Origin of the sequence: Anaerocolumna sp., assembly GCF_032079385.1 — a bacterium.
Taxonomy (GTDB): domain Bacteria; phylum Bacillota; class Clostridia; order Lachnospirales; family Lachnospiraceae; genus Anaerocolumna.
The window spans coordinates 81,498-107,839 of sequence record NZ_DAMAUC010000012.1 but is presented as its reverse complement, the minus strand read 5'-3'; the positions used below and the strand labels follow the sequence as shown (position 1 = coordinate 107,839).

29 protein-coding genes are annotated in these 26,342 nt (G+C 37.4%); 4 read left to right on the top strand and 25 right to left on the bottom strand.

What is annotated here, in order from left to right; genetic code table 11:
* Window positions 1-160: 160 nt before the first annotated feature.
* On the bottom strand, window positions 161-775 hold the full coding sequence (locus RT261_RS11625) for an MptD family putative ECF transporter S component (RefSeq protein ID WP_331665464.1): 615 nt from the start codon (window positions 773-775) through the stop codon (window positions 161-163).
* A 181-nt stretch (window positions 776-956) separates the two neighbouring features.
* On the opposite strand from RT261_RS11625, the gene RT261_RS11620 reads away from it, so the two are divergent.
* A complete protein-coding gene (locus RT261_RS11620; protein WP_331665463.1) occupies window positions 957-1,919 on the top strand; it encodes an AraC family transcriptional regulator in 963 nt (320 codons plus the stop codon).
* A gap of 273 nt (window positions 1,920-2,192) precedes the next feature.
* Here RT261_RS11620 and RT261_RS11615 read toward each other — a convergent pair whose 3' ends face one another.
* The 9 genes from RT261_RS11615 to RT261_RS11575 all read right to left on the bottom strand — a co-directional run bounded on the left by RT261_RS11615 (window position 2,193) and on the right by RT261_RS11575 (window position 12,439).
* Window positions 2,193-2,399 (bottom strand): cysteine-rich CWC family protein, encoded by a 207-nt coding sequence (locus tag RT261_RS11615; protein ID WP_313132675.1) that lies wholly within the window; start codon window positions 2,397-2,399, stop codon window positions 2,193-2,195.
* 78 nt (window positions 2,400-2,477) lie between these two features.
* Complete coding sequence (locus tag RT261_RS11610) at window positions 2,478-4,412, bottom strand: beta-propeller domain-containing protein (RefSeq protein WP_313132674.1); 1,935 nt, start codon at window positions 4,410-4,412, stop codon at window positions 2,478-2,480.
* 115 nt (window positions 4,413-4,527) lie between these two features.
* Window positions 4,528-5,430 carry a D-isomer specific 2-hydroxyacid dehydrogenase family protein gene (locus RT261_RS11605; protein WP_313132673.1) on the bottom strand — a complete coding sequence of 301 codons (903 nt, stop codon included), beginning with the start codon at window positions 5,428-5,430 and terminating at the stop codon, window positions 4,528-4,530.
* 13 nt (window positions 5,431-5,443) lie between these two features.
* The gene (locus RT261_RS11600; protein ID WP_313132672.1) at window positions 5,444-6,229 is read right to left on the bottom strand and encodes an aspartate dehydrogenase domain-containing protein; all 786 of its coding nucleotides are present in this window, start codon (window positions 6,227-6,229) and stop codon (window positions 5,444-5,446) included.
* 84 nt (window positions 6,230-6,313) lie between these two features.
* On the bottom strand, window positions 6,314-7,096 hold the full coding sequence (locus RT261_RS11595; protein WP_313132671.1) for a hypothetical protein: 783 nt from the start codon (window positions 7,094-7,096) through the stop codon (window positions 6,314-6,316).
* A 24-nt stretch (window positions 7,097-7,120) separates the two neighbouring features.
* Complete coding sequence (locus RT261_RS11590; protein ID WP_313132670.1) at window positions 7,121-9,427, bottom strand: transglutaminase domain-containing protein; 2,307 nt, start codon at window positions 9,425-9,427, stop codon at window positions 7,121-7,123.
* A gap of 96 nt (window positions 9,428-9,523) precedes the next feature.
* The gene (locus tag RT261_RS11585) at window positions 9,524-10,267 is read right to left on the bottom strand and encodes a hypothetical protein (protein WP_313132669.1); all 744 of its coding nucleotides are present in this window, start codon (window positions 10,265-10,267) and stop codon (window positions 9,524-9,526) included.
* Entirely contained in the window at window positions 10,251-10,763 is a 513-nt protein-coding gene (locus tag RT261_RS11580; RefSeq protein WP_313132668.1) for an RNA polymerase sigma factor, read from the bottom strand. The genes RT261_RS11585 and RT261_RS11580 overlap by 17 nt, the downstream gene beginning before the upstream one ends.
* 353 nt (window positions 10,764-11,116) lie before the next feature.
* A complete protein-coding gene (locus RT261_RS11575; RefSeq protein WP_313132667.1) occupies window positions 11,117-12,439 on the bottom strand; it encodes an alpha-glucosidase/alpha-galactosidase in 1,323 nt (440 codons plus the stop codon).
* 175 nt (window positions 12,440-12,614) lie between these two features.
* On the opposite strand from RT261_RS11575, the gene RT261_RS11570 reads away from it, so the two are divergent.
* On the top strand, window positions 12,615-13,451 hold the full coding sequence (locus RT261_RS11570) for an AraC family transcriptional regulator (RefSeq protein WP_313132666.1): 837 nt from the start codon (window positions 12,615-12,617) through the stop codon (window positions 13,449-13,451).
* Window positions 13,452-13,504: 53 nt separating this feature from the next.
* On the opposite strand, the gene RT261_RS11565 is transcribed toward RT261_RS11570, so the two are convergent.
* Together RT261_RS11565 and RT261_RS11560 are read right to left on the bottom strand one after the other, a co-directional pair.
* Window positions 13,505-14,281 carry an ABC transporter permease gene (locus RT261_RS11565; protein ID WP_313132665.1) on the bottom strand — a complete coding sequence of 259 codons (777 nt, stop codon included), beginning with the start codon at window positions 14,279-14,281 and terminating at the stop codon, window positions 13,505-13,507.
* A gap of 105 nt (window positions 14,282-14,386) precedes the next feature.
* On the bottom strand, window positions 14,387-15,184 hold the full coding sequence (locus RT261_RS11560) for an ABC transporter permease (RefSeq protein ID WP_313132664.1): 798 nt from the start codon (window positions 15,182-15,184) through the stop codon (window positions 14,387-14,389).
* A gap of 559 nt (window positions 15,185-15,743) precedes the next feature.
* On the opposite strand from RT261_RS11560, the gene RT261_RS11555 reads away from it, so the two are divergent.
* Together RT261_RS11555 and RT261_RS11550 are read left to right on the top strand one after the other, a co-directional pair.
* Window positions 15,744-15,938, top strand: a complete 195-nt coding sequence (locus RT261_RS11555; RefSeq protein WP_313132663.1) for a hypothetical protein — start codon at window positions 15,744-15,746, stop codon at window positions 15,936-15,938.
* A 374-nt stretch (window positions 15,939-16,312) separates the two neighbouring features.
* Window positions 16,313-16,906: a hypothetical protein gene (locus tag RT261_RS11550; RefSeq protein WP_313132662.1), complete on the top strand. Its 594-nt coding sequence runs from the start codon at window positions 16,313-16,315 to the stop codon at window positions 16,904-16,906.
* A gap of 67 nt (window positions 16,907-16,973) precedes the next feature.
* Here the strand turns inward: RT261_RS11550 and RT261_RS11545 are convergent, their stop codons facing one another.
* The 13 genes from RT261_RS11545 to RT261_RS11485 are packed head-to-tail and all read right to left on the bottom strand — an operon-like array spanning window position 16,974 to window position 26,266.
* Entirely contained in the window at window positions 16,974-17,831 is an 858-nt protein-coding gene (locus RT261_RS11545; protein ID WP_313132661.1) for an N-acetylmuramoyl-L-alanine amidase family protein, read from the bottom strand.
* Between the two features lies 1 nt (window position 17,832).
* Window positions 17,833-18,018, bottom strand: coding sequence for a hypothetical protein (locus RT261_RS11540; RefSeq protein WP_313132660.1), 186 nt, complete (start codon window positions 18,016-18,018; stop codon window positions 17,833-17,835).
* A 1-nt stretch (window position 18,019) separates the two neighbouring features.
* Window positions 18,020-18,238 carry a hypothetical protein gene (locus RT261_RS11535; protein ID WP_313132659.1) on the bottom strand — a complete coding sequence of 73 codons (219 nt, stop codon included), beginning with the start codon at window positions 18,236-18,238 and terminating at the stop codon, window positions 18,020-18,022.
* A 60-nt stretch (window positions 18,239-18,298) separates the two neighbouring features.
* The gene (locus RT261_RS11530; protein ID WP_313132658.1) at window positions 18,299-18,457 is read right to left on the bottom strand and encodes a hypothetical protein; all 159 of its coding nucleotides are present in this window, start codon (window positions 18,455-18,457) and stop codon (window positions 18,299-18,301) included.
* 3 nt (window positions 18,458-18,460) lie between these two features.
* The gene (locus RT261_RS11525) at window positions 18,461-18,712 is read right to left on the bottom strand and encodes a hypothetical protein (protein WP_313132657.1); all 252 of its coding nucleotides are present in this window, start codon (window positions 18,710-18,712) and stop codon (window positions 18,461-18,463) included.
* 15 nt (window positions 18,713-18,727) lie between these two features.
* On the bottom strand, window positions 18,728-19,867 hold the full coding sequence (locus RT261_RS11520) for a hypothetical protein (RefSeq protein ID WP_313132655.1): 1,140 nt from the start codon (window positions 19,865-19,867) through the stop codon (window positions 18,728-18,730).
* The gene (locus RT261_RS11515; RefSeq protein ID WP_313132654.1) at window positions 19,867-20,415 is read right to left on the bottom strand and encodes a putative phage tail protein; all 549 of its coding nucleotides are present in this window, start codon (window positions 20,413-20,415) and stop codon (window positions 19,867-19,869) included. The genes RT261_RS11520 and RT261_RS11515 overlap by 1 nt, the downstream gene beginning before the upstream one ends.
* Window positions 20,408-21,463, bottom strand: coding sequence for a baseplate J/gp47 family protein (locus tag RT261_RS11510; protein ID WP_313132652.1), 1,056 nt, complete (start codon window positions 21,461-21,463; stop codon window positions 20,408-20,410). The genes RT261_RS11515 and RT261_RS11510 overlap by 8 nt, the downstream gene beginning before the upstream one ends.
* Complete coding sequence (locus RT261_RS11505) at window positions 21,463-21,852, bottom strand: DUF2634 domain-containing protein (protein WP_313132651.1); 390 nt, start codon at window positions 21,850-21,852, stop codon at window positions 21,463-21,465. The genes RT261_RS11510 and RT261_RS11505 overlap by 1 nt, the downstream gene beginning before the upstream one ends.
* Window positions 21,845-22,111 carry a DUF2577 domain-containing protein gene (locus tag RT261_RS11500; protein ID WP_313132650.1) on the bottom strand — a complete coding sequence of 89 codons (267 nt, stop codon included), beginning with the start codon at window positions 22,109-22,111 and terminating at the stop codon, window positions 21,845-21,847. Before RT261_RS11500 ends, RT261_RS11505 begins: the two co-directional genes overlap by 8 nt.
* Window positions 22,101-23,084, bottom strand: coding sequence for an XkdQ/YqbQ family protein (locus RT261_RS11495; protein WP_313132649.1), 984 nt, complete (start codon window positions 23,082-23,084; stop codon window positions 22,101-22,103). Before RT261_RS11495 ends, RT261_RS11500 begins: the two co-directional genes overlap by 11 nt.
* 5 nt (window positions 23,085-23,089) lie before the next feature.
* Entirely contained in the window at window positions 23,090-24,076 is a 987-nt protein-coding gene (locus RT261_RS11490) for a LysM peptidoglycan-binding domain-containing protein (protein ID WP_313132647.1), read from the bottom strand.
* Between the two features lie 3 nt (window positions 24,077-24,079).
* Window positions 24,080-26,266 (bottom strand): tape measure protein, encoded by a 2,187-nt coding sequence (locus RT261_RS11485; protein ID WP_313132646.1) that lies wholly within the window; start codon window positions 26,264-26,266, stop codon window positions 24,080-24,082.
* Window positions 26,267-26,342 lie beyond the last annotated feature (76 nt).

The window sequence follows — 26,342 nt, the reverse complement described above, 5'->3', positions numbered from 1 at the left end:
TTTCCTTTGCCACATAATACCCCCAAAATACCAATCAAAATCACGAGGCAAAATTCATACCTAAGTGAAGGGGCTATCATAGCCGAAAAGACACAAATCAAGATAAGAAGCAGCTTGGTCCGTGGGTCAAGCCAAAGTTCCTTCTGTTTTCCATTATACCTCATGCAGTGATTCCAGCCTTTTCAAATTGCTTTTTCAGCATTTTACCGCCTGCCCATGCGCTGAAGGCGGCAATCAGCAAAGTACCGAGAATAATTACAGCTAATAGCCAGGAAGGAGCGGCGGCATTCATGGCATCAATATAGGATTGTTCCGTGCCGTTTTTTAACATCGTACCGGTCCACCCCTTGGGGTCAATGAAATAAACCACATAGGTAAATACGGCTCCAAGGGAAATCAGCATATAAGAAATCATATTGATTGTCTTGTTCTTATATTGGCCTATACCGGCAACTAAATCAGCAACAAAACCCATTCCGATGTAGCCAAGGGATAATGCCCAGTGCATACCCGTTACAAACCAAATAATCCCCATAATAAGTCCGAGAATTGTAATGCTCCACCGCTTATGTACCTTTGTAACCAGAAGCAGATAAACAGGCCCGCACAAAAGTGCACTGCCCAGAGGCATATAAAATGTTAAAACTGGATTAACAGCGAAGAACACACCCCCGATCATAGAAAATACGAAGAAGATAGCAGTAAAAATACCAGTTGTCACTAAATCTTTGACAGATAACCCAGTTTGGGTTGTGCCATGTTGTTTACTCATCATAAATTTCTCCTTTTAATTGCGTAAAGATTGACCTTTTGTTCTCAATCTGTTATGTTATGAGTTAGATATAACTAACTACCTTTTATAAGATACACGTTTATTAGATGAATCACAATACCTGAAAGAGCTTTTTGTCTTTTCATGGCAATGATTCGTCTAATCGTGGTAAGGAGGTTCTATTTTGCATAACATAATCTCTGACTGTTACCAACCACTTTTAGAAAAGCAGGGGTTTAGCCAAATACAAGATAATGGAGGATGGAATTCCACGGGAGTATGCTGGAGACTTTCTTCTGAAATTGGAGAAGGGTTTTATTGGATTTATGCCCAAAAAGATCTTTTTGACATTAAAATACATGATTTCTATTTTCACGAAGATTCTTTCATGGAATTTGTATTGCCGGAGTGCTTAAGCATCACACAGTATGAATCTATATCCGGAGAAGAATTATCTCCATATAGAAAACTCTCCCCTGGCTGTATAAAGACTTTTATCGGTGGGCAAGAGCCATACCAAGTATTGATTCACAAAAAAATACCGATCCGGTCTATTGGAATTGAAATTATGCCCCCATATTATAATGATTATTTGAAAAAGCAATATCCGGGAGAATACACAAATCCCTTGTCCGCCTTTCGGCAGATAGATCAGATCATGAAATTCCCGGAAATGGCACGGGTGCTGTATCAGATTAAAAACTACCGTGGCAAAGGTATTGCAGCTCGTTTGTTTTATGAAGGCAAAGTAGCGGAAGCCGTATCTCTTGTTGTTGAACATCAGCAGTCAAAAGATACTGAAAAAAGGCAATTGTCTAATCAAGATATTACTCAATTAAAAATAGTGACAACTTATTTGAATGAGCACTATGCCTATGATGTACCGTTGGAACGTTTAGCTAAAATTGCTTGTATGGGAACTACGAAGTTAAAAATGACCTTTAAGCAAATGCATTATTGCACCATAACAGAATATATCCAACAACGGAGAATAAACCATGCAGAGCAATTACTCAGCAAGACAGATTTAACTATCGGTCAGGTAGCTCAGGCAGTAGGCTATTCCAGTGCAAGCAGATTTGCTGAATTATTCCGCAAAAGAACAGGCATATTGCCGTTGGAATATCGTAAAATAACACATGAATGAAGCTAAAAGCCCTACATAATCCCTATGAAATGGAACAAATACATCACAGCAATTTGAGCGAAAAATAAAAGAGGATATCTTCATATGATATGCTACCCCTTATATAGGACAATGAAATATAAAAGTCCTGTATAGGGTTAGCAACACCAATAGTCATGAAATAACTTGAAGATAGCCTCTTTATTTTTCATTACCTGCTAAACAAGGTAAATTCCTTAATAGAAAAATGAATATTATTACAACTAGCATTAATTTGTTTAAAAACAGATTGTCCTACCTGCTGCTATGTTTTTCTTTAAAAGCAATGATACAATCACGACATACGCATGCTTTCCCCTTTACTTCCTCTGGTACTTGCGCTAGTAGTTCTTTTGGAACCTTGATGGTAGTACACCAGCAGGTACCATGCTCTAAGCCTTTTTCATAACCACAGTTATTCTCTTTTCCACATAAAGGACATATTTTTTTATTAACGCTCATATATATACCTTTCCTCCGTTCTACTAATAACATGTTTATTACAAGGCATTAAATATTTATAACAAAATCATTCCTACCCTAGTAAAAGAAAGTACTATCGATAAATTCACATTCCGGATAGCTATATACTGTTATGCTGCCATCTGCCAAGAAATACAATTTGTCATTCCCATAGCAAAAACGGGCATCAAAAATTTCATAAGTATAACCTTTCACATCAGCAAGTGTGGTTAAACCGGAAGAAGGATCAATCTTTACAACTGTACCCGTTTTTCTGTTATCATACCGGTCATCCTCTATTATAATTGGAAATGCAAATATATTGTTTTTTGCATCTACCATAATGCTATGTGGATAATGGTCTGCCGGACTATAGGAGCCTTCAGAATAGTTTTTTACGAACACTTCTTTTGGGTTATATAAATCACTTACATCAAATAAGCTTAATTTAAACCCTAAATCAGTCACTTCACCAGTAGAAACTTTTTCTCCATCTTCGTCTATATCGAACTTCTCTTCTGTATTTCTGCCGAATCCAACTAGATACTGGGTACCAATCGGATGTAGATATTGGCTAAAACCGGGTATTTTTAGTTCTCCTGTCTTTAAAGGTTTCGCTGGATTCGAAAGGTCAAACACAAACAACGGGTCAACATTGCGGTATGTTACCATATATCCCACATCCCCTATAAATCGAACCGAATAAATTCTTTCACCCACTGCCAGACCTGATATAGAAGCAATTGGCTTCATGGTATTAACATCAATGGTTGTCACTCCATTACCATCTGTATAAGTTCCAGTAGCGACCCGTAAAATTCCGTTATATTCATCCATAGAATATTGATTTATCAAACTTCCATCTACCTTTGCATTACCAACAAATTTTATATCCCTGCCATCAATTGCAAATCGATAAATTTCAGTTGATAAAAAAAACTCTACTGCCTCACTGGTGGAAACATCTTGTTGACTTCTTGGCTGATCTATCTCTTTACTAATATACAGTGAGTTTGTATTCATATAAATATCCTCACCAGAACCCAGATATGCCTGAGGAACAACAACCTCATCTTTTGTAATATCCAAGGTGCCCATTAACAAATATTGGGCTTCTTGGCTGCCAGGAAAATACCATATATCAGCAGGCTGTATTATTTTGGCTGCCTTTGAACTTGCTGTATCTCTATACATTGGAAGTATTTCATAATCATTTACTTTTGAATCAAAAACAGGATAAAGACTCTTGTTTGTTACAAAATATAGATTGTCTCCAATGAGCCTGGACGAAATTTCATTTCCTTCGATTTCAACCAGACGTTTTAAATTAGGGCTTTTTCTATTACTTAAGTCATATACTGCGTACACAGTAAATGAATGCCTGGGATACTCAGAATCGAAATCATAATCCGCATAGGATTTGGAAGAATCTAATCTATTGTTAAAAACTTCATATTTACTGCCACACAAGACAAGAATATCACCTGAAATATACATATTATATAAGGCCCTATTATCATCACTTACCTTTGTTCTGCTAACTAAATCAGGCAGTTCTTGGGATATATCAAAGATATAGAGCTCCCCATCATATAAGTAATATATATAGTTACCATCAGTTTTTATAATATCTGCTTCGTCAACACCGGATACCTGAGTATTGGTTTCAGAATATCCCTTATCAAATCCAGCCTCATCACTGCTGCTGACTATATCATCTTGCCCCCCGGCTTTTCTCGAAGGGTTCCAGATATAGTTCATGGAATAAAGAATCGAAAGTAATTGATTATATGTGCCGACTTTTGCAATTTTTTCCTCCGCCTTTGTATCTGTAACCTCCATATCTTTATATGAAATACTTGATATTACTTCCCCATTGTTATAAACTTTAAAATTCCCCTGGGACATGCTCAACATGGAATTAACATCACATCCTGTCCCTACGAGTGAAGTTAATAAAATTAAAAATATAACTATAATTTTTTGCTTAACACCCTGATTTAGCTGAATCATACAAAATACATCTCCCGTCTTTTGATTTTCTATATACATAGTTTAGACGATAAATAATTTGAAATAGTTCCCAATTATGATGCATTATAGATACTATGGATATTTATTCTTATTTCTATTTGTTACTTTTTAAGAATGTCTCAATATTATTCAATACTTTTTCACTTAAACGATCAAAGGCTTGTTTTGTCCGGCCGGTAGATACCTGCATGCAATTAACATGAGGATTCGTCAGAAGCTCGCCGGTAGCATCCCCTAAGGCACCTGCAGTGTCACAGAAAAATTCATTTTCACCATGAGAAAGCCACTTGGTAAGTGCAGAAATATCATGTGATGGACCAATGGAGGTATTAAACATGATTTTATGATTACCAAACCATTCAAATTGTTCATCATGGAATAAGATAACGTTTTTGTTAAGACAGGTGCAGACTACATCTACGGTCTGAAGCAATTCTTTCAATGGCAGATATTTAACATCTCTTGCTTCTTCCTCCGGCTTTCGGGTACGGCTATAATAATATAAATCTGCACCAAGAGCCTGAAGTGCTGCCGCTATCATCTGTCCAGAAGTGCCAAGTCCTACGATTCCGACTTTTAAATCAGTAATCTCTATCGGAAGTTCCTTCCACTGCTTCTTTCCAAAACCATGCAAGTAACGGACAAGCTCACTGATTACATATTCAACAACTCCCTGATCGCCATAATCACGTATTCCATAAACTGTAATACCTTTAGCATTGGCGGCAAGAATGTCCACATTGGCGCTTTCCGGTGAATACAAGCTGCAACACATACCAATATATCGGATATTCGGACAGGTATCCAAAATTTCCTTATCAATGCTGCTTGTATAACTAAGCAGTACAGCATCGGCATCACCAATTCGGCGAATAATCTCTTTGTTATCCTCAGGTATATCTTCAAATAAGATTACTTCTTTTGCATAATCATGAAGTTTTTGTTCCGCAGACGGAATCAAGCTAACTGGTTCAATTGCGACTAATTTTTTAAACATCCTCTTATACCTCCTAAAATACAATTGGCGCTACTGCATTTTGCAGAACAGCTACCACACTCCAGGCTGCAACTTTGCTGGTTCGTGAATAGATATTAAGTTCTGTTCTTACTTCTTCGCCTTGTATTTCAATTTTGTATTCGTCTCCTTTAAAACCAGGTACTGCATCGATATTCATGATAGTATTTTCAGGTCCTGCGCTTGCAAGAGCCGTTGCTACTGCTACATTCACATGGGTAGGAAGAATAGAGATAGCTTCCTTAGTAGTGCCGGTAAATACTTGCTCCTGTTCTGTAATATCAAGCAGACCCTCTTTGTAAAGTGGGGTATAATAAAGTGATCCCGGTGCCTTTTGTGAACTGATTGAAGCAGTAATAGGGCTCATTAAAGCTGCGGTACGTAAAATATCAAAACCTCCTACCGCACCGCTGGCAATATATACACGACGGTTATTACGTGCTGCAGTAGTTTTTACCCGTTCATAAAATTCCTGATCTGCAAAAGCCCCAATCGATAAAACAACAAGATTTGAACCTCCCTTTAACACGATTTCACTATAATCCTTCACAGCCTTAACAGATGCTGCTTCCGCGATAAAATCCGGTTTTGTCTCCATAAGTTCATTTATATCGGAACACGCTTTGCATCCAAAATGCTCGGCAAATGCTTTCGTGCGGTCATAAGTCCTTCCTAATACAGCTACAAGCTCATATTCCGGCAGATATCCATCCTTTAATGCATTGGCAACTATTTCATTCAGATATCCACAGCCCATCAGCGCTAATTTTACTTTTTCCATTTTATGTACTCTCCTTCTAGTTAATAATCATTAAACGCTATTCTACCATAGAAATCCGCTTTGGTCTATCCTATATTATTTGCACTATTTACCGGTAAGATTCATTACATTTATCCTTTGAACTACTCCACTTTCTGTTCCTATCTCAATTTCAATTCTCTGGTAAACCTTGAATTCATACTGATATGTTGTGTAAGAGGAATATTCAAGCAGCATCTTAGGTTCACCATACGCTGCTTTTATATCATTCAAAGTGGACTTATTAAAAATAATACCTTTGGGCAAGGCAATAAAGGCACCTTTTCCATTCTCTCTATATCCTTTATCAATTTCAATACTTCCTATATAACATTCTGAAATCGGTTGTTCCTTATCATCCAAATTTACAATGCTTGTAGATATCTGAAGATCCCCCCGATTAAAATCCGAAAAAATATAGTGAGTTGCTTCTACTTTTTTACTTTCATCATCATCCTCCAATTCAAAACCATGTGCAATAAAGTCAGAATATTTCATTGGAAATGAATAGATTTCATCATCAATTTGTAGCTGAAAGCTGGATAAATCATCGGATAGATCATCAAGAACCTGAAAATCAGAATCTGAATTATCATTAGAAGGTTCTTCTTGTTCCTGTTTTTTTGAATCTTCGTCAATCAAATCTCCTTCTTCTTTATTGTCGGAATCATTTTCAGGCAGCTCCTCCTTTCCTTCAATATCTTCTCCCTTCGGAGTTTCTGCTACGGATGAATCAGTATTCTCTGGCTCTGCTGTAGCCGGTGTGTTATTCAATGGCTTTTTACTGCTTGAACATGCGGTACATGCCAATGCCATCGTTAATATAGTTATTAAAAATATTTTTTTCATGCTTATATCGTCCTTTCCTACACTTTAGTCTTCAAGGGATAAATAGATAACGCCAAGCCAATGCCCACCCATTAATCGATCTAATTTATCTTCTAATTTTGCACTTTCAATCACCGAAATTACAATGTCTTGGAATTCTTCATCGGATAAGTCATAATCTGTTCGAAGTGTAACAGTCCCAGACGCTAATATTTCTTTTGCTAGGCTGTCTGCAATTGTAGTTTTACTAAAATATTGGTTGCTTGCCCTGTAGTACTCAGCTTCTTCCATTACTGAAGTAAACTCTCCGTATTTTTGATTTAAAATATAACGATCATCTTCAACTAAAACCTTTGTTGCGGCTTTATCCGGAAGATTTAACAAAGCATTGAATAATTCCTCATTATCATTATTCGTGGAATCTACAGTCTTCCATTCATTATCTACTAATACCCGATTCCAGGCATGGGGCAGGTTACCATTTAAATTACCTGTAATAACAAGACAATTAAGTCCAGCTTGTTCTGCCAGTAGCTTAAATGCAGCTGCATAACTTGCACATACACCTGTTTTATTTATAAGAACGCCATATGGTGTAAAGGAATCGCGAAAAGATGAATCCACAATATAGTCGTTTTCCATGGCATTTTCCAATGCAGCATTGTCATATTCGGCAATGTCACATAAGTATTGATTGATTGCGTACTCTTTTTCAAGATCTGTCATCCCTGGAGTTATAATATCCTTCACAACACGCAATACTTCCTTTTTAATTTCTTCCTGCTTCTTTTCCTGCTCCGCCCGGTCTTGCTCATATTCAATATTCAATATTTTAGTGAAACGATTGTATTGAAAACTGCTTACACCAAGAATCAAAGGATTCTGATAGATTGCTTCATACAAAGAGTCCCATAACAAGTCAATATCCGCGGCTTCACTAAAGTCCCGCAGATCAATCCTTTCTTCATTTAAAAGCATATGTCTTGCAAGGTATTCCGATAAAGCACTGGAAGCAAATACAGGAAAGTTATCTCCTTTTATAACAATTTCAGCTTCCTTTGAAGAATTCTCAGGACTATCCTTTGGATCATTTTCTTCTACTACTGTAAATTCTGGTTTATTTGTTACACCTGCATTTCCTTTTGATGCTTCTGTTTGATCATATAATAATTTCAATTCTTTTGCCATAGTGGACTCATCAAAATTCTTTACTATGGAAATTAATTTTAAGTCCGTACCATCGATATAAGAATCCAGTGCTAGAAGGGTTCTGTCTTCTCCTTCCAACTTAAAAACAATATCAGATAATTGGGTAATTCTTGCATTTTCAATATCATAGGTAACTGTATATAGAACAGTGCTGCCATCACACATTTCTACAAGACGTCTATTTCCCAGTAAATTAATTTTATTTGCTATAGAGCTTACCCCTTCTTCTGAAAGGCTGAGCGCTCTGTATGGCAGCTGATTTCGAAAAGAATCAATGGAAATCATATTACTTGCATTGGATGCATTACCATCTTTATCTATGGCCATAACCGTTACATAATAGAGATCAATATCATCATCATTATTTAATCTATATTTAAAATTAATTAATTTGTGGACTCCCATTTCGATAATGTCCTTATCCACATATTCTAAATCTTTCACCTTTTTAAAGGATAGGAAATCAAACTGGGTATCCTCTTTTTTAACAAAACTAAGTATATATTCCACTGCTCCTGGAACCTCGTCCCAGTAATATCGTATGTTTCCATCTTTTATCTCATATTTAAGAAATGGAGATTTTAATTCTCTTTCAATTGTAAAAATAGTTATTTGCGGTTTATCCAGTTTCTCTCCTGTTTCTAAATCATAAAAATAAGCCAGATAATAGGTATTGGCGTAGCCCCAGCCTTCATTTTTAACAACGGTAAACATTTTAGTTACCGGTTGGTAAACAGGATTATTCGGAGGTGCTATATGAATTGTTTGTGTGTTATTATCATAGGATACTTCCGCTCCAACTGGTATTGTCAAATTAGAATCCAAATATACATTAGCATATTCAGTAAGTTCCGCATTCTCTGGTAAAGCAAATTGAACAGGCCAAGTAAGGACTTCGCTTTTTGACAGCCCATATAATGGTTCTGTATAAGTCTCAGAAGCAGTATAATTATTCTTTAATTCATTTACAGTAATTGTTTTATCTTCTTCCTTCTTGTCAGGTTCCGAATATTCCTCTAATTCTTTTGTAATTTCATTGTCCTTCGATTGACTGACACCCACATCCGGTGCTTTTTTACAACTTACAAATTGTAGTTGTATTATGAAAACAAAGCAAAATAACAAGGCTATTCTTTTTCTCATAAAACGTCTCCTCTTAAATATTAGTAAGATACTTATTTGATCTATGTTAAATACCTTCTATATAGGAATAGTATTAAAAAGATGAAAAGGTTGCATTTAGTTAAAAAAAGAATAAAGAACTTTTATAAACTCTTCCTGAGTAATATTTTCTGTTGATAAACAGTATCCCACATCTTCTAAAATAAACTGTGCCTGATAACGATTCAAATCCTCTCTATACACTATGGAAAGTTCGGTATTCTTTATTTCTGATTCTGCAGGCAAATCCTGGTATGATTTACCTGGCATTTTTCCTTTTCTAAGAAATAATTCAATTCTTTTATTTTTGTTAGCAGTATAGGCTGTATAGTATTCATCGGATTTAATAATGCCTTCTTTATTTTCATAAACACGAATTAATTCTTTCTCTAGTGCAAATCCCTCCGGAAGATAAGGTAGTTCTACTGTTTTTCCCAAATAGGACATGTACTCTTCTTTTGTCCATTCTTTTGTCAAAGAGTCAGGAATTCCGAGATTTTGATTGATTTTTATATTATCAAGTTCTTCCGGTAAATCGTTAAAATATAATATTCCATCGCTAACATTAACGATCTGTACCGTAGCATCTGGGGATAATTTTGTTAATATGAATCTATTGTTGGATTTGTTATGTATAGTATAAAAAATAGTAATAATAAGAATAAAAGAACAAGCGAAAGAAAGATATAAATAAGGCTTCTTTTTATTCTTTTTTGTCTGTTCTAATAACTTTTGTTGTTGTACCATCCTTTCTGAAGTTTTTTCAACTAATTCCTTGGGAACATCCATTTTCTTCATTGCGCATTTATATTTTTCTAACATGTATATCACTCTCCTCACTAAAACCATCTGATAGTTTCATTCTAAGAAGGTTTCTGCCTCTGGATAAGAGTGACTTAATCGTACCTTCTTTTTTCCCCAATACATCTGATATTTGTCTAATTGATAATTCCTCATAGTAAAATAAGTGAATAACAGTTCTATAATTTTTTTGCAATGACAGTACCGCCTGATAAACTTCCGATTCTTCAGGAGTAAGATATACCAGGTCCTCCGGTATTAACTCATAAGGCCTATTTTTTAAACTTAAGAAGTGCTTCTTACAGCAATTGATTGTAACTCTGATCAGCCACGCTTTTAAGTGTTCTTCTCCTGTAAATCTTTGTTGATATTTAACTAATTGCAAAAACACGTCTTGAAATATATCATCCGCGTCAAACTTATTCTTTGTGCGGCAATATGCTAATTTGTAAACCAAATCAGAGTATTTATTAATAGCCTCATCAATATTTAGTTGGATGCATTCTGCGTTATTCATGGTTCCCTTCCCTGCTTGTATAATTTCATAAATTACAGTATTCAGCTGCCTAATTAGGTTAATTTAGTGGAGATTTGAAGACTTATTTTAATGCATATTTCATAACTTTATTATATCAAACAAAAGATAATGCGTATACCTATTTTATCTAGAAATGGTAATAGGGGGAAAATCGGCTCAATCAAAGAGCGGGAATGTCAACAGTGCATATGCACCAACGTTGACATTCCCGCTCTTTTTGTTAAAATCAGAATAAATTATCGTAAGATAGCTTCATATTAAGCTCATTTTGTGTAGAAAATCTATAACTTTTCAGCGATCCTATAGGAAAACCTGGCTCGCTCATCTGTCAATTATAAATAATCCTTCATATAATCTCCATGAGCTTCAATTAACTCATCGCACATAGCAACGATATCGTCGATGGACAGCTCAGCACTGGTATGAGGGTCCAGCATCGCTGCCTGATAAATATTCTCACGATTCTTGGTATGTGCCGCTTCGATGGTCATCAGCTGGACATTGACATTTGTCATATTCATTGCCGCCAGCTGCACCGGCAATCTACCCACATGGCAGGGGTGGATTCCCCGAGCATCTACAAGACAGGGAACCTCCACGCAAGAATCCCCAGGAAGATTATCAATCAGCCCGGTATTTAATACATTACCACCGATTTTAATCGGCTGATTCGTTACAACCGCTTCCATGATATAGGAGGCATACTCATGAGACCGCTCATGGATGATCTTTCCATCCTGAAGAATGCTATTCTTTTCGTTCTCCCAGCCCTGAATCTGTTTAATGCATCTTCTTGGATACTCATCCAGCGGAATATTAAACCGGTCAATCAACTCCGGATATTTTGCCTTGATAAAGAAAGGATTGTATTCCGCGTTGTGCTCGCTGGATTCCGTGCAATAATAGCCAAGGTGCTTAATATATTCATAACGCACCATGTCATTATGCTTCCCGCCTGCATTCTTCCTCAGTGCACGTTCCTTGATCTCCGGATACAGATCCTTTCCATCCCTGTCCCTAATCTCCAGAAGCCATGACATATGATTAATCCCCGCAATCAACTCACTGCGGCCCTCCAGCTTATCTTCCATATCCAGTCCCTTCAGCAGAGTCTCGGAACATATCTGGACACTATGACATAAGCCGACGGTACGAATCTTTGTATATCTTTGCATATATCCGGTCAGTATTGCCATTGGATTCGTATAATTCAAGAACAGGGTGTCCGGACATACTTCCTCCATATCCCTTGCAAAATCCCTCATCACAGGGATTGTCCGAAGCCCACGCATAATTCCTCCGATTCCCAAAGTATCCGCAATGGTCTGCTTCAGGCCGTATTTCTTGGGAAGCTCAAAATCCACAATGGTACAGGGATCATAACCTCCCACCTGGATTGCATTAATGACGAAATCCGCATTCCGAAGCGCCTCTTTTCTCTGCTCTACTCCCAGATAGGTTTTAATCCGCGCTCTTGTTGAATTAACATTTTTGTTGATTGCCTTTAGTATGATTTCCGATTCCTCCAACCGCTTGGCATCAATATCATAAAGAGCAATTTCCGCCTTGCAAAGACTTGGCGTACACATGCAGTCTCCCAAAACATTCCTTGCAAATACTGTACTTCCAGCACCTAGAAAAGTTATCTTAACCATAATTTCTTCTCCTTATTATTTGTAATATGTTATTGTCTATTATATAATGTAACTATGCTGGAATCTATGTCATTTGTTTCGAAAAATTGTCGTTATGTTGATTTTGTATACAAAAATATGGTCAATTAAATCAACCGTTATCTGTAACCGCCATCGAGCAGAAGGAGGAAGCATCATGAAGTCACTACCAGTACAAGACAGTAATATTATCGCCGGAAGGCCTCTGGTACTATATCATTGCGGTCATGAACAATGCAAACCGTCCCATTCCTTTGGCCCTGCCATCCGCCCTCATTATTTGATTCATTTTGTTTTACATGGGCAAGGCACCTATCATGTGAATGGGTCAGTATATCATGTAGGAGAAGGGGAGGGCTTTTTAATTCATCCGGGAGTCACAACCCTGTACTGCGCGGATGACCAGAATCCCTGGGAATATTGCTGGATCGGCTTTGATGGGTATGATGTCCCCAACCTATTAAAATTAAGCGGCCTATCCCATACCAGTCTGATTCTAAAGGATTACAGCAGCGGCATGCTATGTAAGGATCTGTTTTCCTTAATCCAAGCTTTCACCGAGCGCCAGGGAAATGAGCTGCTCTATCTTGGCTTGCTTTACCGCTGCTTCTCCCATATTTGTCCTCCTGTCCAAGCACCTTCAGGGGTTGTCTATGAAAATTATATTACCAGGGCTATGGATTACATCCACAATAATTATACCTACGATATCCGCATTGCCGACATTGCAAAATTCCTTTGCATTGACCGCACCTATCTCTATAAATTATTTATCAATGCTACTTCCCTGTCACCGCAGAAATATCTAATCCAGTACCGCATCAAAATCGCCCGACAGCTGCTCCTGGAATCCGATCTTTCTGTATCCGAGATAGCATACTCCTGTGGTTTTAGAGATGCCTCTTCCTTCAACAAACATTTCAAGAATCACCTTCAGACTACGCCCTTGAAATACCGGAGCAGCATCCTGGCTAACTGGGAAACCATACAGTAATACATCCCAAAGGCATACCATTTTAATCAGGAAAGGATACCAACCCAGTCAACTCACGAACCGGTCGATTTATACCGGCTCAAACCAAATCTAAAAAACACATAACTAGGAATCAAAAATAGTAATGCCGTCACCGGCAAGAACATAAAGAACGGACTCTGTTCTTTACCTAGCAAATACAACAGAGGGTAATATTGAAACAAAGCCAGTGGAATCACAAATGTTAGAAATTTTAAAATGCCTTTTCCATACACAGAGAACGGGTATCTGCCAAACTGACGTGCACCATAGGTGAAAATATTCATAAACTCCAAACTCTCCACTGTAAAGAATGAACATGCCGCTTTAAACAGAAATAATCCAAAAAATAAAGCACTTCCACAAAGTATCATCATACAGAGTGTCAGAACCTTTTTCCAAGTCCACTCAATTCCACTGATCGGGATTGCATAGCATAGCACGATCACAGCCTGTATCAGTAAACCAATTCGCGTGAAATCCATATTAGGCATCAGTATTTGTAATATAATGTTTCTAGGCCTGACAAGAGCGCGATCAAACTCGCCATTACCAAGCATACGCGGGAAAACAGCCAGTCCGCCCCCAAACATCTCCCCAAGTGAAAACGCCGTCATTACAACCGCAAAGCATAAGAGCACTTGCTGGTAAGTGAATTCATCCACGGCGTTAACCCTTAAAAAAATAAAATTTAAGCCGAAGAACATCGTAAATGCCGTGATAAACTGTCCCAATACACTTAAAAAGAAGGATGCCTTATACTGCATCTGGCTTTTCAGGTTCAATGCTATAAAATTTAAGTACAACTTCATATTGATCTCCATTCTGCCAAAACATCACAATTTTTGGCCATCAGCACAATATTTTCAAATCAAATTGTTCCATTATTTACTTTATGAAGCAATCCTGATTTTTCACTATCCTCCCTGTACAACTACTTTTTTCAAGGCACGGCGCATGGTAAGCTGTCCTATAAGAAACAGCATCCCAAACCAAAATAATTGAAAAATGATTCCCTTAAAGGCATTCGCACCTGCAATATTTCCACTATATATAAGAAGCGGCATATTTTGCATCGCTGCAAACGGAAGTATTTGAACAATGGTAAGCACCGGTTCGGGAAAAAACGGTAAAGGTATGATGCCCCCGGACAAAAATATTGTCAAAGCAGATACTATAATTTTTATACCTCTTTGAGATAACAAATAGAATAACGAAATATACATAAGCATAGCAAACGCTACAACTACCATTAATGCAAGCACCGACGACAATAAAAAGAGGAAGAACCGTTCCACACCAAGGGACAGGGACATTCTGTACGGCTCTGGCACGATGAATGCCACAAGCAGCACCGGCAAACAATTGAGTACTGTAAACACAACCCGGTTAGCAGCTGACTGGCAAAACCAGCGGCCATATAAATCCATTGGACGGACGAGTTCATAGGCAATGGAACCACTTCCAATAGACGAGTAAATTTCGCCATCTAAAAATACAACAAGGAACAGTCCAAAAAATGCCTGCTGCATCCATATGTAGGAAACCGTCTGGGAGAACTCCATTGGAAAAATGGCACCACCGGTGCGATAAAGCATGGAATAGGCCAATATTTCCATAACCCCCCACGCAAGTCTTGTAATAATCGCTCCAAGTGTAACGGCACGATATTGCAGGCTATTAATAAAACGTATGCGGAACACTGACATGTACATTTTCATATGCGATACTCCTTATAAAGGGCGGCACCATCCCGTACCGGCTGTAATTTACCAGCAAGAATGCGCCACAGTAATTTTATTTATAATAAAAAAGCTGCTCATCATAAATGCTCAATCGTTCTTGTTTGTCTTGTTGGACTTTTATCAACTGTTTCTTTTTTACCTTCCTTTTTGATATCTGTATGATTATCCATATGCTACCACCCATTCCAATACTCTGCAACACAAAAAGACATCTTAAGTAATCGTTATTTTTATTTCATTGCACAGACCTTTCTAAAATGGCATCATTTACCTTATAGAAAAATAAGAAAAAAGGAAAGAGAGGAAGTATCAGTTGAATAGAAATAAAAAAGGTTAGAGCAGGGGAAGGAAAAATGGATACTTTGTAGATAATGACGGTTCCCAATAAAAACTATACTGAAATTTATAAGGTTTAAAGACAACACTAATTACAAAAGATTTAGGAACTTGAAGATAAAAAAATAAAAGTCAAAAAATAGTTAGAAGTTCTAAATCAATTTTGTAAAATAATATGTATTTGGAGAAGAAAATGAAAAAAATCGCAAAGGAAAATATAATAATTAGAACTTCCTTTAAACTACCATTTTCAGGTAGTGAAATATGGGGGCGAAGAATTAGATGGATTGAATATATACACAGATGTTATAATAGGGAAATTCCTGAAAGATATAGTGACTATAAGAAAGCCGTCCTCTCCAAGCTTAATAGCAATCCATCTCAATGAAACGTTAGTTGATATTTCTGAATGCCGTTCTTTCCCTTAAATCCTATAAGCCTTGATTTTACTAAGTTTAAATAATGGAGCATAGGGGACTTGAACCCCTGACATAGTTATTACATCATTTAGCTAAAACACGTACACTTCCGTTAAACACTGGTCTTGTACGTGTTTTTATTTTTCTTCGTGTATGGCTATTATACTTAAAAAAAGTGTAATTTTCATACTCATGCAACACGAAATGCAACACGAGTGTAACCATGTAAATATACCTACGCTCCATTGCATAATTTCTGAATCAATGGTATTATTTAGCTGATAAATATATTGCGATTATATATTATAGAAATAATTTTTAAGAGGAAGGAAGAATGTGAATTATGGATACTAAAATTGGTCAATCAACACTCAGGGAAATGTTGCCAGGATTTATTATATTGGCTGTTTTATTACTTTTCATAATATTCTGTATTAAAATGTTAATATCAACATCCAAAGCGCGAAAGGAAGGAAAGAGCAAATTACAAACTCTAAAGAACAAGGGAATGACATATTCTTTAACCGCTAGGCACACGAGCGGTCTTCCTATTGCAGAAAATACACAATGTACTATCTGCTCATATCCTGACAGGTATGAAATATCAGCAAATGGCGCTCAATTTAATTTGAGTAAAGCTAAAGTAAATGATGTCAGTCTAAATACAGATGTCGAGATTCAGAAGCGATATGTATCAAGTGCCGGTGGTGCAATTGGAGGAGCTGCATTGTTCGGACCATTAGGTGCAATGATAGGTGGAAGAGTAAAGGAAAAGAAAGATAAAATTGAGCACACTTACTTGATTTTCACTTATACAAAAGATAATACGATTGATTATATTGGTTTTGATACAACAGGAAACTATAATGCAGTTAAATTTGTTTCTGAATTTAGAAATATGAATTCTGGAAAAGAAAAAGTTGTTACAAATCTTTGATATGGTACTTCCTTTCTTGATAATGTTATTAGTTAAAATACCCCGGTCAGTTGACCGGGGTTTCATATTAAACCTTTGTCAAAGAACTAATAGTGCCCTGCCCTGCTGAATAACCGGTATTTTTACTCCAATCCCACCCTTTTGATTCTGCGTACATTAAGAGTGCTATCCTGGTCTTAGAATCATATTTTCCAGTCACAGGTATTGTATAATTGGGATTGGCCTTATTAAGATGCTCTTGTAGCCATTTTATAGCCTTAGCATCGGACGTCTGATTAATAGGTGCATCCGGAATATAATCTTCTGCTTCCGGCACGTACTCAACTCCTAAATACTTACAAATTCCACGGCAGGTTGCCTCTGCATCCGCTTTTTGAAAGCAGGGATCTAACATAGTTTTTGCTTCTTCCAGATTATCCATAAATCCGCTTTCGGTAAGGATTGCCGGCATGTTGGTATATCTCAAAACTGCTATGTTCATTTTTGATTGTGCTATATCTGTTTTAACTCCTCTGTTAGTACGCTTATGTTCCTTTACTAACTCTGCCTGCACTAATTCAGCCAATTTTTTAGAGTTAGCCGAAGCATATTGAGATATAATAGTTTCTATGCCGTTCTGCGTTCCCCATTTGCCATCTTTTGCATTGTAATGCTTAGATATAAATAAATCTGCCTTTGCGTTGTTTGCAGCTGTGTAGCGGTCATTTAGAGGGATGTCTTTAGTACCGGAACTAACATTAATAGTATCAAATCCGCACCTGGTTAAATCTTCAATTAAATATTCGGCAGTGGGTTTATTAAATTCCTTTTCGTGTATAACCTCCCCTTTTTTCTTATTAAACCACTGTTCTGGCATCGGAGGAGTTCTTTTTCCGGCGGTTTCCATTCCATGTCCGGAATCTACTGCTATAAGATATCTATCCATATTATTCACCTTCATTCTTTTTCTTCTCGCTCTGTGTGCCAAAATAAAATGCAATAATTGTAGTAAAAATCATCAGGAACTGTTCTCCAGTAATTTCTTTTGTTATAGCAAGATAAGAAAATACACCGGTTAGTATCAATGTTACTATAGATTTTACATTGATTAGTTTAGCTAGTTTATCTTTCATGTCATGCTCCTTTCTCTAAGTCAGCTATTCGGTGATTAGCTACTTTCATTTGTTCTTCTAACACAAACGTTCTTTCAATTACCGTATTATGCTTTTCCACTTTCTTTTCAAGCTGCTCTATGCGGTAATTAGTAAGCTTGCTAGATATTACAATGCCGCACAGGGAACCAATTCCGCTACCGAATAATGTAATTAGTGCTACAATAACGTTTTCACTCATGTAACTACCTCTCGTTGTAAATTTTCGTATTAAAAAAAGAGCCTAAGGCTCATAATCTTACTAATTATTTAATTCTGCATTTACTGCAGTAATGACTTCTTGCTGTTCTTCTGGTGTAAGTTTAGGATAGGTCGCAACGATATCTTCTGCTGTTCCTTCGCCTACTCCACACCGAATAATAACTGCACGTTTAAATATATTTAGTTTCCAAATAGGCATACATTACACCCCCATTATTTCCGCCATAGCGACTGTTAGGCTGTCAACTTGTTCTTTTAATATTTGTGTTTCTGATTTTGGTATATCTTCTAGTATAGCAATGTTAGGTGTAACGGTTACATCTACACCAGTAACTCGTTTTCCTTCCGGAACTTCTGCCCATAAGAAAGGAATTCCTACAGGTTCCCTTACATCACCGCTACCCTGAAATATAATATGTCCTGTTCCGTCATAAATAACTAATGTATCATCCATAATCATCGTTCCTTTCTATTCATAGGCATAAAATGTAACTTGGTTGCTAAAAATATCCGAAGCAATATAGGTATCTGGATATGTAATATGCCTTAACGCGGTAGATTCCACAAGACTTACTGTACAGTACCCTCCGTCATTCCCGAAATAACCTGATTTATTTGTAAATGTGAAACTACTACTATTATTAACAAATAAAATTATGCTAGGTGTAAAAGTTAGGTTTAATTGACTTAAAATAATATATGATTTATAGTAGGATACGTTGCCCGGGTTCTTGAATGTCGTACTTGTATTACTACTTGTTACTATACCGGTCGCATATCTTTTACCTGCAATAACAGAGCCTACAACTCCGAAGATGTTTTTCCCACTTAATATGTTAGAAGATATAAGATTTGGTTCATCTTTATACACGGACCCACCATTAAAGGCATTTCTACTGGGTGGTCTAAGATATAATGATGTTCCTTTTACAGCATACCCTTCTGCTAATACATCATTTCCAGAAAGTCTGTTGGTCATTGTTCCAGCATACTTGGAACCCTTTGAATAGCCTCTAAGTCCTTGTACCATCAGATTAGCATCTAATACACCGTCTGATGTATCAACAACATTTGAATTACCTGCCACTCCAAAAATGCTTACTCCGCCGCGTATATTTTCTGACCTCAGGTTTGGTTCATTCTGCCTTACACTACTACCATCAACACCATCATAATAACCGATTGGTGGTTTTAATATGACATATCCAGTATCAGCATAAAGATTATCAGCCATATGCGTGGCTCCTGATCTATTAATCATTGTACCTGCTACCTTAGCCCCTTTTACATAAGCGGTCATTCCTGCTAATATCTTCTCTGCTGTTGCTGTAGCATCATCCGTATTTACCCCGGTTTCTATTTGCCCTATTGCATCAGCTAATTGTTGAAAAGTAGCATCATTTGGTATGGTTACTTCCGGATCTACGCCAGTAATGGCTGCCTTGATAGCTTCTTTACCATTACTGGCTGACTGAAAAGCCTTGTCTGCTTTGTCCTGTGCTGTTTTGATTTCTGAGTCAATTATATCCATGTTGTCATTAATATCTTGTACATTATAGAAATCCTCAGAAGCTGGCTTTTTTAAGTTGAAGTTAATTGTTTCTTCCATTAACTCAACACCTCCTCTCTTAGTTGATTATGTGTATATTGACTCAAATGAGCGTGTGTGAACTGACTTAATGTGCTATGCTGGTTATACATAAGAATTAGTGATATTACAATATTGCACGGTACCACTCGATCAAGGAGATTTCCTACTTCCGCAAATTTTTTCTTGGCAGTTAAAGCCACTTTTACAATCAGCTCATATGTACTATTGTCTAAATGTAGTTTGTAACCGTTTTCCCCGCAAAGTAATGATAATTGTGATTCCAAGTTTTTATAGGTATATGGAAGCTGCTCATTTAACCGGGATAATATCCGAAATTTGCGGTCACTTAGAGTATCTGTGTCAAGCGCTTTTATGCCCAAGATACTTTCCCAACGTTTTACCCCATTTAAAGTCGATTCATTTACGAATTGATCATCCAGAACATTCTCAAGTTCTTCCCATAACTTTATAGCTTCCGGGTTCTCTGCTTTTGCAAAAGCTTTAAACTCTTTCACTTCCCTTAGTACTCCTGGAAGATACTCTATAAGATTTATTTCTCTATCCAACTACAGTCCCCCTTACCGGTATAGCATCAGTACTCAATACTAAGTTAGATGCTGCTTCATTAATTGTGGTGCCGGTTACGTCCAAAACACCTGTGATATTTAATAGCTTGGATTCCAGTTGCGAAATACGAACTATTAAACCATCACCATCCGCCCAAGCCTTGCACAATTCTAAGAAATAACTATCTATCATTGTTGTTATATAACTTTCGATATCTTCAAAGCTATATCCTTCCTGGTATGTTACGGAGAATGAAATATCTATGATTGTTTCTGTTACAGTTTCCACAGTAACCACATGTCCAATAGGTGCCAGGCCATCACCGGCTCCTTGATTTACTATCGGATCTATAATAGTCTGTACTGTATCAATTAATGTATCAGATGCCTTACCGAATTCCGAATTAATTATAACTAGCTTTACAGTTCCTCCACCATTCCAAATTGGATACACTTTAACACCACCTACACCAGATATTGCATTAACCTTTTCTATGTAATCAGCCTGGTTACCTCCGAAACTCTTAGTTGATAAGGTAGCATAATACCTGGCTCGAAAATCTTCCGTTTCTTCTTCATCTTCACCCGGTATCAAGATTTCCGTTAATTGTGCACTTTCTAAGCCGTCAATGTAATCGACCGGAATCAGCATGCCAAGATTCCCATTTGGTGTACCGCCGGCAGTTTCACATTTCAACTTCCATGCACCAGTAGAAATCTTTTCAGTTGCAGCATAATTGTAATCGCCGCAACTGAATCTATCTCCTGCAGACACATCAATATTAAACTCACCCTTAGCCACCGTATGGGTTGCCGGTGAAGGGATTAATCCTCTTTCAGCAGCACGCTTAATTAGATATTCTCTGGATGCTGTATCTGCAAAGGATTCATTCAAAATAACATCCATTTCAATATAGGCTTGCGTCAATTCCACGGCCACCGGTGCCAACGCATCGTAAATAATACTTCCTTCCCTTTTATCTAGAGTATCCGGTATTTTATCCAGCATTCGAGCAAGAATAGCTTCATATGTATTTGCCTCATACATTAGATGTTCACCTCCAATTCACTTTCAATATCTCCAAGATTGGTATGTACAGTAAAGGATGCCGTTATGCTGCCTTTTTCTTCTGTAAAGTAAAAATCATCTACGCCTAAAATCCTCTCATCCTGGTATAGGGCTTCTGCTATCCTTCCTTGCAGGGTTGGTAGCACGTAACTATTAGGCTCGCCATATAGATCCTCCAGTTGTATGCCATAATCAGGACCATAAATAAGATGTTCATCTTTTTCGGTATTAAGCCGGAGATAAATGGCCTGCTTAATAGCTTCCAATTCATCAATTTTACCCAATATTTTGTTATTAGATGTGTCCAATCGATAGGTCTTGCTTGGCTGTTCCGTAACTTCTACCTCTGTATATTCTAAGTCAGCCATCATCCACCACCTTGTCTATAATTATGTATTTTTGCCCGCCTTGCATCCTGACCATAACAACACCATCACCAACAGCCAAGTACTTTGCCTTATCTGTCACTACAAGAAAGCTTTTTGTAATGGTGCGCTTCTGCTCCAGATATATAGACAGTGGATTAATGCTACTTACTGTGCCGAACAGGACCACTGTAGGCTTACTGGCTTCTACTGCCTCAAGCGCTATACGCTTAAGCAACGGTATTAATCCCTCAGTTGCCAAAAATACCACCTCCAATCAGTTCAAGGTCCATAAAGTGGCTGTCTTTACTGTAATAATGAGTTGCTTTATTAACCAACATATAGTTTTTAAGGAGGATATCCCCTAAATTTATGTGCACATAAACACTTGATCCAGCTCTTACCCTGGTATCACCAAACAGATTTTTAAAGATGAGGCTTCTGGTTTTTGCATTATATAAAGTAAGTAGTGTATTTGCCATTGCTTTTGCTGCCGACCTGATGGCTTCTATTTTTGTCTTGGAATCAGCGCTAATTGTTTCGTAATACTGTAAGACACCCCACTTGTTTATATTCGCGCTGCTTTGGGCAATGAAAACCTCCCTCTTTTTGCTCTTTTCATTATCATAGGTCAGTTTAATTTTATTGTATGTATTTGTGTCAATACTTGAGTTATAATCAAAGTCCTCTCCGCTTTCGTCACATATCAGTAGATCTATTGTCATGTTCTGCATGCTTTTTAGGGTAAGCTTTCCATAATCATCATATAGAGTATAGATAGTGCCCCTAGCATCCGTGGTATGTCTAAGAGCGGTATTTATAATGTCAAACAGTGTTTGATTGTCTTCATCCCTGGACGGTATAACATAGCCAGTATCCTCAATTAACCCAGTCTGGAGACGAAAATCAGCAGCCAACATCTTTATAACATCGCTTGCCTTTTTATTCTCATACATATAGGTGTCTTTGTTTTTCAGGTAACGGAGCTGGTCATATGCAGTTACCTGTATGAGATTTTCTTTATTACGCTTCTTAGTAAACACAAAACCATAAAATACCTTCTCATCATCGTATTTAAATGAAACGGAATCACCTTCCGCAAATACAAGACCTTCGTCTTTTACAACCGTGAAGCTTAATATACCGGGAGAACCTTTTCTTTCAGTCGTCCACTTGACTTCATCGAGCACAGAAGGAAAATACCGCTTATTATCGTGATCTATAAACAGTTGCATATCATTTACCTCCTGAACCTTTTTACAGATGTTTTATTTCTATTATTTATAATCTTTTGCACTGCATCATCAAATGTTGAAGCACTCTTGTTGTTTTTTGCTTCTACCTTCCGTAATCTATCTAACGTCCCTTCGGTTAAGGGTATTTGCCTATCATATGAAGAAATTAGGAATGGGTTCTTCAGCAATGCATTGGCTTTAGCGGCTGACGGTGTAATCGTTTTAACTGTAGTTGTGCTCTTTGTGGGCGTGCTCTTTGCTGCTGTATTGTTTGTAGATGTACTCTTTGCTGCTGTAGAAGCCGGTGCGGTTGTAGCTTTTACGTCCTGAATTTTCAATACCTGTCCCGGACGTATACGATTTGGATTACTTATATTATTTAGTTTTGCAAGATTCCAACACTTGGCACCATCTCCTAATAATTTCTTGGCAATAGCCCATAGAGTGTCACCTTTCTTAACAGTGTAAGTATTGGGTATAGTTTTATTAGTTGCACCATTTACAACACTATTTTTTACAGTATTTGTTTTCGTATCAATCTCTTTAACTATGGTTCCGTATTTTATATATTCTTTCAGATCGATTGATACCTCTATATCCGGAGCGTTATCGACGGATTCTATTACCGTATAGTTTTCAAGGACGACACGCATATTTGTTTTCATAATGTTCTGTTTGGCTTTTGTACTTGGATCGTATTTGAAGCGGTTTACTATGAATTCAAAAGGTGTACCATTAACTTTAAGCTTTTCAAAATATGCCAAGTAGTATCCAGCAGGTTGGAATATACCGCTTTTGTACCTAGCAAACGGATAATTAGTATATAGAGGCAGGATAATATCGAATTTAAAAGTTGTTAATCCTGGTTCCTTAACTAAATTAACTTCTCCCTCATTCATAAGGTTTATAGTCTTGTTTTGATTGTTGATCACTGTCTGCATTTTAGAGGGTGATATCGGCAACAGCACCTTGCCCATATAAAAATCGTACATTAATTATACCCCCTCTGCCGAACGGCTCATAGCCTCTTCTACTTCATCTCTTAGATAGTCAACTATACCATCTATATCCCTTGTACCGTTAATACTGTTGTTGTTTGTCATTTCTACCTTAATTTCAGCTGTAGTAAACCTATTGATTGCTTCTCTTTCTGCCACATCGTGTAGATACTTGAGGTCTTCATCGCTAATCTTAACCCCTTTTGCAATTTTTCCTGTATTATCAGCCGTATCTGCTATATTATTAAACATGTCAACATTATTAAAAAGATTCTCGTCAGGGCCTTTATTTTTATTGCTCTCATCATCGAATAATTTAGCGCCCCATTCATATCCTTTTCCAAATGAATCCGTCATATCAAACCTGTGATCAATTCCAGGTGCGTTCCTATCAAGTGTTATTGCATTTTCATTTTTCCCCCACTCAAGAACACTGTCTTGCAATGAAGAAAGTCCTGCTGTCCAGTTTGTCCCAAAGATTGCATCAATAATCTTTGTTACCACTTTACCCAAGGATAAAAACCAAGAAATTATTTGACCAATTAAGTTAGCTACAGCACCACCAAAGCTGTTAAATCCGCCATTGGCTACGTTCAGAATCCACTCAACAATACCGATAAAAGGCTCAACAAACACAGTCCAAAGATTCTGTATGATGCTATTAATAACACCAATAAAAGTATTTCCAATAAGCGCTGCTAACCACAGAAACGAACCAGCTATAATACCTGTGGCGCTTATGGATGTGCCGGCAAATTTATTTATAACTGCTATAACTGAGTATAATATAGATATAAGGGTTATGATGATCAGGATTATCCATGTGAGTGGACAAGCTAATAAAGTCGTATTAAAACTTGCCTGTGCTACCGTAGCTTTTGCTATAGCTATCGTTTCAGTGTCATACGCCACTTTATTTGCTAATATTGCTTTTGCATGGTTGTATTCCGCTGCCACTGCAATTCCTTTTTGAAAATTGTGAATCGCCTGAACTATATTGTTAGCAACTAGTGCTATCTTGTAAGCTGTTAAAGCAGCAACAACTCCCCAAATAACCGGAGAAATAATAGACCAATTATCGACGATAAAGCCTCCTACCGTACTCATAACATTATAAACTTTCACGGCCATTTCTATAACAGATCCCATTGAATCTGCGATTGTGTTTAGTATCTCTTCCATCTTTTGACCGAACATGGTGACCATCTCCATAGAGCTCGGCAATCCTTGCTGTGCAAGTGCATTGTCCAGTTCGGTAATTACACTGGTCCAGCCTCTTGTAATCGCTGCCCGCATATTGGCAAATGTGGTTGCCCATGTATTACCAGCTTCCTTTGCCGCGCCGCTTGAAATACCTGAATCTAAAGCCTGGCTTACTGTATTAATAAAATTAGCAGCGGATATTGCACCGCTGCTTAAGTCTTTCTTAACACTACCCACCGATTTATTAACTGCTTTTGCGTATATTTCGGCAGCTCCTATCCCGGCATCAAATAACCTGTCTAACTGATCAGCCTCAACTTTACCCTTACTGTACATTTTACCGATTGCATCAACTACACTTTCGAGCTGTTGATTTGTACCTTCGCCGTAAAAGCTTACTGCATCTGCCCATATTCGTACTTGATTGGTTGAAGCACCGAGAGACATGCCTCTAGTGAGAAATCCTTGCGCGGATTTACTGGCTACATCAAGACCATAGGCAGTTCCTAATACATTGTCCTTGATGTTTGCTAATGCGGCACTTGCCATATTTGCATCACCTGTCATAACAGTAACTGTTTTTTGAAAGCGGTTCATTGTATCGATACGGTCAAACGCTCCATCCATGTTCATAACACCAAGCCTGCCTAACGTATTACGAATTAATCCAAGGACCTGATTTGCAACAATTATCGCTTTCTGCCAACCCTTAAAACCAGCCTCCGCTTTAGCAATATGCGAATGGCTATTTTGTATAGCTTTATTGAATTTTTCCTGCTGATTGTTAGCTTGCTGTATTCCGTTATCAATCTTGTCGAAGCCATTTTTCGCCGCATTAAATTGATTGTCACTGAAAGCACCTTGAAAATGCTTATTCATGTTATCAAATTGCTGTGTTGTCTTAGAAGCGTTATCTTGAATTTTCTGCAATGTAGCAGTTACTCCGTCATACATCTGTATAGATGTTCTTATGGACCCCATATCTCACCTACTTTCTTTTGGCTTTTCTTTCAGCTTCCCGGTCTGCTTTTATTTTCTTCTCGACCGCTGCGATGAC

What these genes read in the sequence shown, in the direction of transcription:
- RT261_RS11625 (WP_331665464.1), bottom strand. Translation starts at nt 775, where the DNA reads ATGATGAGTAAACAACATGGCACAACCCAAACTGGGTTATCTGTCAAA.
- RT261_RS11615 (WP_313132675.1), bottom strand. Translation starts at nt 2,399, where the DNA reads ATGAGCGTTAATAAAAAAATATGTCCTTTATGTGGAAAAGAGAATAAC.
- RT261_RS11610 (WP_313132674.1), bottom strand. Translation starts at nt 4,412, where the DNA reads ATGATTCAGCTAAATCAGGGTGTTAAGCAAAAAATTATAGTTATATTT.
- RT261_RS11605 (WP_313132673.1), bottom strand. Translation starts at nt 5,430, where the DNA reads ATGTTTAAAAAATTAGTCGCAATTGAACCAGTTAGCTTGATTCCGTCT.
- RT261_RS11600 (WP_313132672.1), bottom strand. Translation starts at nt 6,229, where the DNA reads ATGGAAAAAGTAAAATTAGCGCTGATGGGCTGTGGATATCTGAATGAA.
- RT261_RS11595 (WP_313132671.1), bottom strand. Translation starts at nt 7,096, where the DNA reads ATGAAAAAAATATTTTTAATAACTATATTAACGATGGCATTGGCATGT.
- RT261_RS11590 (WP_313132670.1), bottom strand. Translation starts at nt 9,427, where the DNA reads ATGAGAAAAAGAATAGCCTTGTTATTTTGCTTTGTTTTCATAATACAA.
- RT261_RS11585 (WP_313132669.1), bottom strand. Translation starts at nt 10,267, where the DNA reads ATGTTAGAAAAATATAAATGCGCAATGAAGAAAATGGATGTTCCCAAG.
- RT261_RS11580 (WP_313132668.1), bottom strand. Translation starts at nt 10,763, where the DNA reads ATGAATAACGCAGAATGCATCCAACTAAATATTGATGAGGCTATTAAT.
- RT261_RS11575 (WP_313132667.1), bottom strand. Translation starts at nt 12,439, where the DNA reads ATGGTTAAGATAACTTTTCTAGGTGCTGGAAGTACAGTATTTGCAAGG.
- RT261_RS11570 (WP_313132666.1), top strand. Translation starts at nt 12,615, where the DNA reads ATGAAGTCACTACCAGTACAAGACAGTAATATTATCGCCGGAAGGCCT.
- RT261_RS11565 (WP_313132665.1), bottom strand. Translation starts at nt 14,281, where the DNA reads ATGAAGTTGTACTTAAATTTTATAGCATTGAACCTGAAAAGCCAGATG.
- RT261_RS11560 (WP_313132664.1), bottom strand. Translation starts at nt 15,184, where the DNA reads ATGTACATGTCAGTGTTCCGCATACGTTTTATTAATAGCCTGCAATAT.
- RT261_RS11555 (WP_313132663.1), top strand. Translation starts at nt 15,744, where the DNA reads ATGAAAAAAATCGCAAAGGAAAATATAATAATTAGAACTTCCTTTAAA.
- RT261_RS11550 (WP_313132662.1), top strand. Translation starts at nt 16,313, where the DNA reads ATGGATACTAAAATTGGTCAATCAACACTCAGGGAAATGTTGCCAGGA.
- RT261_RS11545 (WP_313132661.1), bottom strand. Translation starts at nt 17,831, where the DNA reads ATGGATAGATATCTTATAGCAGTAGATTCCGGACATGGAATGGAAACC.
- RT261_RS11540 (WP_313132660.1), bottom strand. Translation starts at nt 18,018, where the DNA reads ATGAAAGATAAACTAGCTAAACTAATCAATGTAAAATCTATAGTAACA.
- RT261_RS11535 (WP_313132659.1), bottom strand. Translation starts at nt 18,238, where the DNA reads ATGAGTGAAAACGTTATTGTAGCACTAATTACATTATTCGGTAGCGGA.
- RT261_RS11530 (WP_313132658.1), bottom strand. Translation starts at nt 18,457, where the DNA reads ATGCCTATTTGGAAACTAAATATATTTAAACGTGCAGTTATTATTCGG.
- RT261_RS11525 (WP_313132657.1), bottom strand. Translation starts at nt 18,712, where the DNA reads ATGGATGATACATTAGTTATTTATGACGGAACAGGACATATTATATTT.
- RT261_RS11520 (WP_313132655.1), bottom strand. Translation starts at nt 19,867, where the DNA reads ATGGAAGAAACAATTAACTTCAACTTAAAAAAGCCAGCTTCTGAGGAT.
- RT261_RS11510 (WP_313132652.1), bottom strand. Translation starts at nt 21,463, where the DNA reads ATGTATGAGGCAAATACATATGAAGCTATTCTTGCTCGAATGCTGGAT.
- RT261_RS11505 (WP_313132651.1), bottom strand. Translation starts at nt 21,852, where the DNA reads ATGGCTGACTTAGAATATACAGAGGTAGAAGTTACGGAACAGCCAAGC.
- RT261_RS11495 (WP_313132649.1), bottom strand. Translation starts at nt 23,084, where the DNA reads ATGCAACTGTTTATAGATCACGATAATAAGCGGTATTTTCCTTCTGTG.
- RT261_RS11490 (WP_313132647.1), bottom strand. Translation starts at nt 24,076, where the DNA reads ATGTACGATTTTTATATGGGCAAGGTGCTGTTGCCGATATCACCCTCT.
- RT261_RS11485 (WP_313132646.1), bottom strand. Translation starts at nt 26,266, where the DNA reads ATGGGGTCCATAAGAACATCTATACAGATGTATGACGGAGTAACTGCT.